6 protein-coding genes are annotated in these 12634 nt (G+C 45.2%); 5 read left to right on the top strand and 1 reads right to left on the bottom strand.

Annotation, left to right across the window (positions count from 1 at the left end):
• Positions 1–5 precede the first annotated feature (5 nt).
• Together HMPREF1195_RS08000 and HMPREF1195_RS07995 are read left to right on the top strand one after the other, a co-directional pair.
• Positions 6–461: a LytTR family DNA-binding domain-containing protein gene (locus HMPREF1195_RS08000; RefSeq protein WP_023919662.1), complete on the top strand. Its 456-nt coding sequence runs from the start codon at positions 6–8 to the stop codon at positions 459–461.
• A 9-nt stretch (positions 462–470) separates the two neighbouring features.
• Complete coding sequence (locus HMPREF1195_RS07995) at positions 471–884, top strand: DUF3021 domain-containing protein (RefSeq protein WP_023919661.1); 414 nt, start codon at positions 471–473, stop codon at positions 882–884.
• A gap of 62 nt (positions 885–946) precedes the next feature.
• Here HMPREF1195_RS07995 and tyrS read toward each other — a convergent pair whose 3' ends face one another.
• Positions 947–2203 carry a tyrosine--tRNA ligase gene (tyrS, locus tag HMPREF1195_RS07990; protein ID WP_003004779.1) on the bottom strand — a complete coding sequence of 419 codons (1257 nt, stop codon included), beginning with the start codon at positions 2201–2203 and terminating at the stop codon, positions 947–949.
• A gap of 182 nt (positions 2204–2385) precedes the next feature.
• Here tyrS and pbp1b point away from each other — a divergent pair, with 182 nt between their 5' ends.
• The 3 genes from pbp1b (at position 2386) to rpoC (ending at position 12576) form a co-directional block, all read left to right on the top strand.
• A complete protein-coding gene (gene pbp1b / locus HMPREF1195_RS07985; RefSeq protein WP_023919660.1) occupies positions 2386–4842 on the top strand; it encodes a penicillin-binding protein PBP1B in 2457 nt (818 codons plus the stop codon).
• 351 nt (positions 4843–5193) lie between these two features.
• Positions 5194–8763 carry a DNA-directed RNA polymerase subunit beta gene (gene rpoB / locus HMPREF1195_RS07980; protein ID WP_023919659.1) on the top strand — a complete coding sequence of 1190 codons (3570 nt, stop codon included), beginning with the start codon at positions 5194–5196 and terminating at the stop codon, positions 8761–8763.
• 159 nt (positions 8764–8922) lie between these two features.
• A complete protein-coding gene (gene rpoC / locus HMPREF1195_RS07975; RefSeq protein WP_023919658.1) occupies positions 8923–12576 on the top strand; it encodes a DNA-directed RNA polymerase subunit beta' in 3654 nt (1217 codons plus the stop codon).
• Positions 12577–12634 lie beyond the last annotated feature (58 nt).

Below are 12634 nucleotides of genomic sequence, written 5' to 3'. Positions count from 1 at the left end.
TAGGAATGAAGATTCGTTTTGAGGAAAAACAGGATATCCCAGAAAACGACCCCTGTGTGGTCATTCAAGCCAAGCAATTATCTGATCAAGCACGAGAGGTGATGGACTATCTCGAACAGTTTTCGACAGTGAATCAAGTAGTGATCCCTATCAAAACAGAAGATCATTTGATCATGGTGAAAATTGATGACATTATTTTAGCTGAGATTGATAAGAATCAGCTAACCATTTATACGACATACAAAACGTTCACCGTCAGAGATACTTTGACAAATTTTCAACATCGGGTTAATCGTCGTAATTTTTTACAGATATCACGCCACGCGGTGATGAATATCGACCATTTAGAATCGCTATCGGATAGTTTTTCAGGCAATATGATGGCTAAACTGACACGCGGAGTGAAATCAAGTGTCAGTCGGAAATATGTCAAATCCTTGATGGATTATTTAGGGGTATAGGAGAAAGTGATGAAACGATTTATAGCTTATTTTGTATCTGGTATGAGGACAGGATCCTTCTTTTATTTGTGTTTGGTGTTATTATCCCATGTCTATCCCAACATCGTCTATCCCGCTGTAAATGTCCGCAATATCCTGGCGATCTTTTTGATGAGTGGGACAATGGGGGTCTTGACATTCATTCTTGAGGAAGAAGAGTTTTTGACCTATAGTTTGCGTGTGGCCTTGCATTTAGTTGCGACAGCTGCCATCTTAGCATTAACCTACTTGTTTTTTGGCTGGGGGACAGCCTTACGGAGCCCGATTCCTTGGTTGATCTTTCTAGCCATTTACGGCCTGATCTGGCTGTACCAGATTTGGCAGCTCCATAAAAAAACTCAACGAATTAACCAAGCATTGTTGCATCGCAGAAAAGGGAAATAGTCCCAGAAAAAAGTGTATAAGAAAACCACGAAGTTCATACCAAACTTCGTGGTTTTACTTTCTTAATAAGTTAAAACAAAGTATTTTTTCTTACCGCGACGGATAACGGTCAACTCATTTTCTAATTTATCGCTATCGCTCAAGACATAGTCAAGGTCTTGGATGCGTTCGCCGTTGACGTAGATAGCTCCGTTTTGAACATCTTCGCGGGCTTGGCGTTTAGAATTTACCACACCAGCTGTGACCAAGAGTTCAACAATGTTGAGGTTGTCTTCTGCTTGGACCTGGTAGTTTGGCACACCACGAAGGCCTTGTTTGAGTTCTTTAACAGAAAGGTTTTTGATATTTCCTGCAAAGAGTTGTTCTGTGATGTTGAGGGCTTCCTTGTAGGCTTCTTCGCCGTGGACAAGGGTAACCACTTCACGCGCTAAGATCTTTTGAGCCAAGCGTTCATGAGGAGCAGCCTCAAACTGTTTGCGGATCTCTTCGATTTCGTCCAGTGACAAGAAAGTGAAGATCTTCAAGAAGCGCACAGCATCTGCATCCATCACATTCATCCAGAATTGGTACATTTCGTATGGAGATGTTTTGTCTGCATTGAGCCAGACCGCATTGCCTTCTGATTTACCGAATTTCTTACCAGTTGCATCTGTGATCAAAGGCACAGTCATAACATGACCAGTTTTATCTGCTTTACGACGCATCAACTCAGTACCGGCTGTCATGTTTCCCCATTGGTCAGATCCACCGATTTGAAGGGTTACATTGTGTTCTTGGTTGAGGACGTAGAAGTCATAGCCTTGCATGATTTGGTAGGCAAACTCTGTGTAAGAAATCCCTGTTTCAATCCGTTTTTTAACAGATTCTTTACTCATCATAGCATTGACCGTAAAGTATTTTCCGACATCACGAAGGAAGTCAATAAAGCTAATGCTTCCAAACCAATCGTAGTTATTGACCATTTCGGCTTTATTGTCCCCATTTTCAAAATCGAGGAAACGAGACAATTGCCCTTGAATAGAGCGAACCCATTCTTGTACAGTTTCTTTTGTTTGGAGACTACGTTCAGCATCTTTGAAGGACGGATCACCAATGAGACCAGTCGCACCGCCAACGAGCGCATAAGGTTTGTGTCCTGCTAGTTGAAGACGACGGCTCGTCAAGATGGCAACCAAGTGACCAAGGTGAAGGCTGTCAGCAGTTGGATCATAACCAGTATAATAAGAAACCTGACCTTCTTCCAGTGCTTTGCGTAAGGCTTCTTCATCCGTCGTTTGAAATACCAAACCACGCTCTTTTAGCTCATCAAAAATGTGCATGTGTCTTTTCTCCTTTATAAGTTTATTCATTTCTCTATTCTACCATAAACCACGGAAATGGCAATGCTTTCCATCATTTTCTTGTCCTTACCCAGGCAGAATGAGTGACGATTTCTACGCTCTTGTGATTGAAAACAAGGGGTCTAATCTGCTATAATATAGGGAACAAGGAGAAAGAATCAGTGAATCAATTAAAAGAGAAGCTGCAAGAGTTTTGGAAGAAGGTTCAAAAATTCTTTGCAAAGATGTATACAGAAACTCCGAATAAGGAAAAAAATGAGGAAAGTAGCTGGTCTGTCGGCGATATTTTTGCGACCTTTTTGCGCACCCTCAAACTCTTGTGGGATGTGATGATCGCCCTGTTCGTGTGCCTCTTTTTATTTGGCGCAGGGATCGGGATTGGTTATGCGGCGAGCCTCTTTAGCAATGTCAAGGTTCCAAAGACAGAAGAATTGGTCCAGCAGGTCCGCAACGTTAGCAGTGTTTCAAAACTGACTTATTCCGATAAGAGCTTGATTGCAGAAGTGGACAGTGATTTGATCCGTACGCCCGTAGCTGGAGATGCCATTTCAGACAATGTCAAGAAGGCTGTGATCGCTACTGAGGATGAGAATTTTGAAAGCCACAAGGGGGTTGTGCCTAAAGCCGTTCTTCGGGCAACACTTGGATCTGTAGCCGGCGTGGGTTCCTCTAGTGGGGGATCAACCCTGACCCAGCAATTGATCAAACAGCAAGTCGTGGGAGACGCTCCAACCTTTACTCGTAAGGCGACAGAGATTGTCGATGCCTTGGCTTTAGAGCGGGGAATGGATAAAAATGAAATCCTAACCACCTACTTAAATGTTTCGCCTTTTGGACGAAACAATCGGGGACAAAATATTGCAGGTGTGGAAGCTGCAGCTCAAGGGATCTTTGGCGTCTCTGCAAAAGACTTGTCTGTTCCACAAGCAGCCTTTATCGCTGGCTTGCCACAAAGTCCGATTGTCTACTCTCCTTATGCTGCAGACGGTAGCCTAAAGAGCAAGGAGAATCTCGAGTTAGGTCTGGCGCGTGCCAAAGACGTTTTGTTCAATATGTACCGGACGGGAGTCTTGTCGAAAAAAGACTATGAGACCTATGCTCAATACGACTTGACCAAAGACTTCATGGCTCCAGATGGCATCGAGAAAACACCGCATGACTACCTCTACTTCCAAGCCATGGAAGAAGCAAAAGAGGCCATGTATGATTACTTGATCAAGCGAGACAATGTCACCAAGCAAGACTTGAAAAATAATGAAACCGTCAAGGCTTACCAGGAATTAGCTGAGAGCGAGTTGCGCGAAGGTGGCTACACCATTCAAACCACGATTAACAAACCGGTTCACAATGCGATGCAGGCGGCAGTAGCGAATTTTGGAAGCGTCTTGGATGATGGGACGGGTCTTGTAGAAGTTGGGAATGTCCTTATGGACAACCGAACGGGTGCCGTTTTAGGATTTATCGGTGGACGGAATTTTGACGGCAACCAAAACAACCATGCTTTTGATACAGAGCGTTCCCCAGGTTCTACTATCAAACCATTGTTGGCCTATGGGATTGCCATCGACCAAGGCTTGATGGGAAGCAATAGCATCCTTTCTAACTACCCGACTAATTTCTCAAGTGGTGAGCCAATCATGCACGTGGATAGCCGAGGGACAGCCATGATGGATCTCCGTGAGGCCCTCAATACCTCATGGAATATTCCAGCTTACTGGACTTACCGGACCCTTCGTGAAAAGGGTGTGGATGTCCCATCCTACATGAAGAAAATGGGCTATGATATCCCTGAATATGGCATTGAGAGTCTGCCAATGGGGGGAGGAATTGAGGTCACTGTTGCCCAACATACCAATGGTTTCCAAACCATTGCTAACAATGGGAACTACCTCAAACGCTACATGGTAGAGCAAATCATTGATCGAGATGGGGATGTAGTATACAAGCACGAGGCAGATCCTGTTCGTGTTTACTCTCCAGCGACGGCAACGATTATGCAGGATCTCTTGCGCGGGGTTATTACGTCTGGTGCTACAACGACCTTTAAGTCACGGATTAGCCAAGTCAATCCAACGCTGGCAGGTGCTGACTGGATTGGAAAAACCGGTACCACTAACTCAAATGGGGATATGTGGCTCATGCTGTCCACCCCTAATGTTTCTTTAGGAGGTTGGATTGGCCATGACAACAATGCTTCCATGCAGACCTTGACTGGATACAACAACAATGCCCAATACATGGCGCAGTTGGCAAATGCGATCTACCAAGCAGATCCAAGTCTCTTCGGAATTCAGGATAAATTCACTCTCGATAAGAGTGTGATCCGCTCTGAAGTGCTCAAATCGACTGGTGAAAGACCGGGTCGCGTCAATGTCAATGGCCGGGATATCGATGTGAGCGGTCAAATGGTGACGAGTCTTTGGGCCAAAAACGGAGCGCCAACCACTCAATACCGCTTTGCCATCGGGGGATCGGATAGCGATTATCAAAGTGCTTGGGCAGCGATTCTCGGTAATAGCAGTGGAAATCAGTCGAATAATAAGAACAATTCGACAACCAATAGTTCATCAAGCAATAGTTCAAATCGAAACAGCTCAAATCGTGGCAATCGACGCTAGTCTGATCCAGTAGAAAACCTAGAGAAAGCCTTGATTTTTGGAGCAAAAAACGGTATAATAGTGATAACTAATTTGTCGTGTGCTTTATTTGAAATATTGTCCAAATAAGAGCTTACAGCAGTTAAATCTTACTTGAATAAGTCGATTTAGCTGCTCTTTTTGTGCCTATTTTTCAGAAAAAACCTAGTTTGTTACACAAATTTAATTTTTCTAAAAATTACAAAAAGCGACGAATGAGGTGAAGAGACAGCTCTTCACGTGATGCAAATCACACAATTGTAGTTAAAACCGGATAGGTGGTGAAAGTCATTTTACCAAGCTATCCTAGTATGGAAAAAGGAGCTAAAAACTTTGGCAGGACATGACGTTCAATACGGGAAACATCGGACCCGTCGTAGTTTTTCAAGAATCAAAGAGGTTCTTGATTTACCAAACTTGATTGAAATCCAGACAGACTCATTCAAAGATTTCTTGGATCATGGCTTGAAGGAAGTATTTGAAGATGTGCTTCCCATCTCAAACTTCACGGATACAATGGAATTGGAATTTGTGGGTTATGAAATCCGCGAACCTAAGTATTCGCTTGAAGAAGCGCGCATCCACGATGCCAGCTACTCAGCACCAATCTTTGTGACCTTCCGTTTGGTCAACAAAGAAACAGGTGAAATCAAGACCCAAGAAGTTTTCTTTGGTGATTTCCCAATCATGACGGAGATGGGAACTTTCATCATCAATGGTGGAGAACGGATTATCGTATCTCAGTTGGTCCGCTCACCAGGTGTCTACTTCAATGATAAGGTGGACAAGAATGGTAAGGTTGGTTATGGATCAACTGTTATCCCTAACCGTGGGGCTTGGTTAGAGCTTGAAACTGACTCAAAAGACATTGCTTACACACGTATCGACCGCACACGTAAGATTCCATTTACAACTCTTGTGCGTGCTCTTGGATTCTCTGGAGATGATGAAATCATCGATATCTTTGGGGACAGCGAATTGGTTCGCAATACCATTGAAAAAGATATCCACAAAAATCCAATGGATTCACGGACAGATGAAGCCCTCAAAGAAATCTACGAGCGTCTTCGTCCAGGTGAACCAAAAACAGCGGAAAGCTCACGTAGCTTGTTGGTAGCTCGTTTCTTTGATCCACGTCGTTATGACTTGGCACCAGTTGGTCGCTACAAGATCAACAAGAAACTCAATATCAAGAATCGCTTGTTGAACCAAACAATCGCAGAACCATTGGTAGATGCTGAAACAGGGGAAATCCTTGTAGAAGCTGGTACTGTCATGACGCGCGATGTGATCGACAGCATCTCAGAACAATTGGATAACGGTTTGAACAAAATCACCTACATTCCAAATGATGCTGCTGTTTTGACAGAGCCAGTAGAATTGCAAAAATTTAAAGTTGTCGCTCCGACAGATCCAGACCGTGTTGTCACCATCATCGGAAATGCTAACCCATCTGACAAAGTACGGATTGTGACTCCAGCTGACATCTTGGCAGAAATGAGCTATTTCTTGAACCTTGCAGAAGGTATTGGCCGCGTGGATGATATCGACCACCTTGGAAACCGTCGGATTCGTGCCGTTGGTGAATTGCTTGCCAACCAAGTGCGTCTTGGACTTTCACGGATGGAACGAAACGTTCGCGAACGGATGTCTGTACAAGATAACGATGTCTTGACACCACAACAAATCATCAACATCCGCCCAGTAACTGCAGCAATTAAAGAATTCTTTGGTTCTTCCCAATTGTCACAGTTCATGGACCAACACAACCCGCTTTCTGAGTTGTCTCACAAACGTCGTTTGTCTGCCTTAGGGCCTGGCGGTTTGACACGTGACCGTGCCGGATATGAAGTGCGTGACGTGCACTATACCCACTATGGTCGTATGTGTCCAATCGAAACACCTGAAGGACCAAACATCGGTTTGATCAACAACTTGTCATCTTATGGACACTTGAACAAATATGGCTTCATCCAAACGCCATACCGTAAAGTGGACCGGGAAAAAGGTGTAGTCACCAACGAAATCGTTTGGTTGACAGCCGATGAAGAAGATGAGTACATCGTCGCTCAGGCTAACTCTAAGTTGAACGAAAAGGGTGGCTTTGCTGAGCCAATCGTTATGGGACGTCACCGTGGTAACAACCAAGAATTCCCATCTGATCAAGTCGACTACATGGACGTATCTCCAAAACAAGTAGTTGCCGTTGCGACAGCATGTATTCCTTTCTTGGAAAACGATGACTCCAACCGTGCCCTCATGGGTGCCAACATGCAACGTCAGGCTGTGCCATTGATCGATCCAAAAGCCCCTTATGTGGGTACTGGTATGGAATACCAAGCAGCCCATGACTCAGGAGCTGCAGTCATTGCTCAACACGATGGTAAAGTTACTTATGCAGATGCAGACAAGGTAGAAGTTCGTCGGGAAGACGGTTCGCTTGATGTCTACCATATTCAAAAATTCCGTCGTTCAAACTCAGGTACTGCCTACAACCAACGTACCCTTGTAAAAGTTGGCGATGTCGTTGAAAAAGGCGACTTTATCGCTGATGGTCCATCGATGGAAAAAGGGGAAATGGCCCTTGGTCAAAACCCAATTGTCGCTTACATGACTTGGGAAGGGTATAACTTCGAGGATGCCGTTATCATGAGCGAACGCTTGGTGAAAGAAGATGTCTACACATCTGTTCACTTGGAAGAATTCGAATCAGAAACACGCGATACCAAGTTAGGCCCTGAAGAAATTACCCGTGAAATTCCAAACGTCGGTGAAGATGCTCTTCGTGACTTGGATGAAACAGGTATTATCCGTATTGGTGCAGAAGTAAAAGAAGGCGATATCCTTGTCGGTAAGGTAACACCGAAGGGTGAAAAAGACCTTTCTGCTGAAGAACGTCTCCTTCACGCGATCTTTGGAGATAAATCTCGTGAAGTGCGGGATACTTCTCTTCGTGTACCTCACGGTGGAGATGGAGTCGTTCGCGATGTTAAGATCTTTACGCGTGCAAACGGAGATGAATTGCAATCGGGTGTCAACATGTTGGTTCGTGTTTACATCGCACAAAAACGCAAGATCCGCGTCGGAGATAAGATGGCCGGTCGTCACGGAAACAAAGGGGTTGTGTCTCGTATTGTTCCAGTTGAAGATATGCCTTACCTTCCAGACGGTACACCGGTTGATATCATGTTGAACCCTCTTGGGGTGCCATCACGTATGAATATCGGTCAGGTTATGGAACTTCACCTTGGTATGGCCGCTCGTAACTTGGGTATTCACATCGCAACACCAGTCTTTGATGGAGCAAGCTCAGAAGACCTCTGGGATACTGTGAAAGAAGCTGGTATGGATAGCGATGCCAAGACCATCCTTTACGATGGACGTACAGGTGAGCCGTTTGACAACCGTGTTTCTGTTGGTGTCATGTACATGATCAAGCTTCACCACATGGTTGATGATAAACTCCATGCCCGTTCAGTCGGACCATACTCAATGGTTACCCAACAACCACTCGGAGGGAAAGCTCAGTTTGGTGGACAACGTTTCGGGGAAATGGAAGTGTGGGCCCTTGAGGCTTATGGTGCATCAAATGTCCTTCAAGAAATCTTGACTTACAAGTCAGATGATGTCAACGGACGTTTGAAAGCTTATGAAGCGATTACCAAAGGTAAACCAATTCCAAAACCAGGTGTACCAGAATCCTTCCGCGTTCTTGTCAAAGAATTGCAATCTCTTGGTCTTGACATGCGTGTCTTGGACGAAGATGATCAAGAAGTGGAACTTCGTGACCTTGATGAAGGGGAAGACGATGATGTGATTCATGTGGATGACCTTGAAAAAGCACGTGAAAAAGCAGCAAAGGAAGCAAAAGCAGCCTTTGATGCCGAAGAATCAGAAAAATAATCAGTAAAAATGATTGTCCTGTGAGCAACCAATGCTTCTAGCAGGATGATTCGATAACAAGATACAGACACAAGGAGGTGGCAAGAAAGTTTCCTTTCTTTCCCCACCTAAGCTGTATCCAAATGAAACAAGTATGAAAACAAGGAAAGGTAAGAAATAGTGGTTGATGTAAATCGTTTTAAAAGTATGCAAATCACCCTAGCTTCTCCAAGCAAGGTCCGTTCATGGTCTTATGGAGAGGTCAAGAAACCTGAAACAATCAACTACCGTACATTGAAACCAGAACGTGAAGGTCTCTTTGATGAAGTCATCTTTGGACCTACAAAAGACTGGGAATGTGCGTGTGGGAAATACAAACGGATCCGTTACAAAGGGATCGTTTGTGACCGCTGTGGGGTTGAAGTAACACGTGCGAAAGTTCGTCGTGAACGCATGGGGCACATCGAGTTGAAAGCTCCTGTATCACACATCTGGTACTTCAAAGGCATCCCTTCTCGTATGGGATTGACCTTAGATATGAGCCCTCGTGCCCTTGAAGAAGTCATTTACTTCGCAGCTTACGTGGTGATCGATCCAAAAGATACACCACTTGAGCACAAATCCATCATGACAGAACGTGAATACCGTGAACGCTTGCGTGAATACGGACCAGGTTCCTTTGTAGCTAAGATGGGTGCAGAAGCGATCCAAGACCTCTTGAAACAAGTGGATTTGGAAGCTGAAATTGCTCTCTTGAAAGAAGAATTGAAGACTGCAACTGGTCAAAAACGTGTGAAGGCTGTTCGTCGTTTGGATGTCTTGGATGCCTTCTACAAATCTGGTAACAAGCCAGAATGGATGGTTCTCAACATCCTTCCGGTTATTCCACCAGATCTTCGTCCGATGGTCCAATTGGATGGTGGCCGTTTTGCTGCCTCTGACTTGAACGACCTTTACCGTCGTGTGATCAACCGGAACAACCGTTTGGCACGTTTGCTTGAGTTGAATGCCCCTGGTATCATCGTGCAAAACGAAAAACGGATGCTCCAAGAAGCCGTTGATGCTTTGATCGATAACGGTCGTCGTGGTCGTCCGATCACAGGACCAGGTAGCCGTCCACTGAAATCATTGAGCCACATGCTCAAAGGGAAACAAGGACGCTTCCGTCAAAACTTGCTCGGTAAACGGGTTGACTTCTCAGGACGTTCCGTTATCGCCGTTGGTCCAACTCTTAAGATGTACCAATGTGGTGTGCCACGTGAAATGGCGATCGAGCTCTTCAAACCATTCGTCATGCGTGAAATCGTTGCGCGCGATATCGTACAAAATGTTAAAGCTGCAAAACGCTTGGTCGAACGCGGAGATGAACGTATCTGGGATATCTTGGAAGAAGTGATCAAAGAACACCCAGTTCTCTTGAACCGCGCACCGACCCTTCACCGTTTGGGGATCCAAGCCTTTGAACCTGTCTTGATTGACGGGAAAGCCCTCCGCTTGCACCCCCTTGTCTGTGAAGCCTACAATGCCGACTTCGATGGAGACCAAATGGCCATCCACGTACCGCTTTCAGAAGAAGCTCAAGCAGAAGCTCGTATCTTGATGTTGGCTGCTGAGCATATCTTGAACCCTAAAGATGGTAAACCAGTCGTTACGCCATCTCAGGATATGGTATTGGGGAACTATTACCTCACGATGGAAGAAGCTGGTCGTGAAGGTGAAGGAATGGTCTTTAAAGACCGTGATGAAGCCGTGATGGCCCTTCGCAATGGCTATGTTCACTTGCATACACGTGTCGGAATTGCGACGGATAGCTTGAACAAACCTTGGACAGAAGCACAACAACACAAGATTCTCTTGACAACTGTTGGTAAGATCCTCTTTAACGATATCATGCCTGCAGAGCTTCCATACCTTCAAGAGCCAAATAATGCCAACTTGACAGAAGGCGTTCCAGCTAAGTATTTCTTGGAGCCTGGTCAAGATGTCAAAGCAGCGATTGAGAAATTGGAATTAAACGTTCCATTCAAGAAGAAAAATCTTGGAAATATCATCGCAGAAATCTTCAAACGCTTCCGTACAACCGAAACATCTGCTTTCTTGGACCGCTTGAAAGACTTGGGTTACCATCACTCAACCCTTGCTGGTTTGACAGTGGGGATTGCCGATATTCCGGTCGTTGAAGATAAGGCAGAAATCATTGAAGAATCTCACAAACGTGTGGAACAAATCACCAAACAATTCCGTCGTGGTTTGATCACAGATGACGAACGCTACAATGCCGTTACAGCTGAATGGCGTGCAGCCCGTGAGAAATTGGAAAAACGCTTGGTAGATAACCAAGATCCGAAGAACCCAATCGTTATGATGATGGACTCTGGAGCCCGTGGTAACATCTCAAACTTCTCGCAACTTGCCGGTATGCGTGGTTTGATGGCCGCTCCAAACGGACGGATCATGGAATTGCCAATCCTGTCAAACTTCCGCGAAGGTTTGTCAGTACTCGAAATGTTCTTCTCAACTCACGGTGCCCGTAAAGGGATGACCGATACGGCCTTGAAGACAGCCGACTCAGGTTACTTGACTCGTCGTTTGGTTGACGTGGCCCAAGACGTCATTATCCGTGAAGACGACTGTGGAACAGACCGTGGACTTGTGATCCGTGCCATTACTGATGGTAAGGAAATGATCGAGCCACTCGAAGAACGTTTGACTGGTCGTTATACCAAGAAATCTGTTAAACACCCTGAAACAGGTGAAGTCATCGTTGGTCCAGATACCTTGATTTCAGAAGACCTAGCACGTGAAATTGTCAAAGCTGGTGTGGAAGAAGTCACTATCCGCTCTGTCTTTACATGTAACACCCGCCATGGTGTCTGCCGTCACTGTTATGGTATCAACTTGGCGACTGGTGATGCGGTTGAAGTGGGTGAAGCAGTTGGAACTATTGCTGCCCAATCTATCGGGGAACCTGGTACACAGTTGACCATGCGTACCTTCCACACGGGTGGGGTTGCCTCAAATACCGATATCACGCAAGGTCTTCCTCGTGTCCAAGAAATCTTTGAAGCCCGCAATCCAAAAGGGGAAGCGGTCATCACTGAGGTCAAAGGGGAAGTCACAGCGATCGAAGAAGATGCTTCTACACGGACCAAGAAAGTCTTTGTTAGCGGAGCAACTGGTGAGGGCGAATACGTTGTCCCTTACACTGCCCGCATGAAAGTCGAAGTGGGAGATCAAGTCTCTCGTGGTGATGCTCTGACAGAAGGGTCTATCCAACCAAAACGTCTCCTTGCCGTTCGTGATGTCTTGTCTGTTGAAACTTACCTTCTTGCAGAAGTACAAAAAGTATACCGTAGCCAAGGGGTAGAAATCGGCGACAAACACATCGAGGTAATGGTGCGTCAAATGATCCGTAAAGTACGTGTCATGGATCCAGGAGATACAGACCTTCTCATGGGTACTCTGATGGACATTACAGACTTTACAGATGCCAACAAGGACGTCCTTATTTCTGGTGGAGTTCCTGCGACAGCTCGTCCAGTCCTTATGGGAATTACCAAAGCCTCACTTGAAACCAACAGTTTCTTGTCTGCGGCTTCCTTCCAGGAAACAACTCGTGTTCTTACAGACGCAGCGATCCGTGGTAAGAAAGACCATCTCCTTGGACTTAAGGAAAATGTTATCATTGGTAAGATTATTCCTGCAGGTACAGGTATGGCTCGTTACCGTAACTTGGAACCACAAGCAGTCAATGAAGTCGAAATTATCGAAGAAGTGCCATTAACAGATGGAACAGTCGATGAAGTTCAAACAGCTGAAGTCGTAGAAGAATAAGAAAATAAGTCGGAACTACAAGTTCCGGCTTTTTTTTTGCAAAAATTATAAAAATTTA

Source organism: Streptococcus parasanguinis CC87K (assembly GCF_000507765.1).
GTDB classification, from domain to species: Bacteria; Bacillota; Bacilli; order Lactobacillales; family Streptococcaceae; genus Streptococcus; species Streptococcus parasanguinis_J.
The sequence above is the reverse complement of the archived record's forward strand: the minus strand, read 5'-3'. Positions and strand labels throughout refer to the sequence as shown.

Excerpts from the sequence above, each read along its gene's own strand:
- HMPREF1195_RS08000 (WP_023919662.1), top strand. The coding sequence starts at position 6 with ATGAAGATTCGTTTTGAGGAAAAACAGGATATCCCAGAAAACGACCCC.
- HMPREF1195_RS07995 (WP_023919661.1), top strand. The coding sequence starts at position 471 with ATGAAACGATTTATAGCTTATTTTGTATCTGGTATGAGGACAGGATCC.
- tyrS (WP_003004779.1), bottom strand. The coding sequence starts at position 2,203 with ATGCACATTTTTGATGAGCTAAAAGAGCGTGGTTTGGTATTTCAAACG.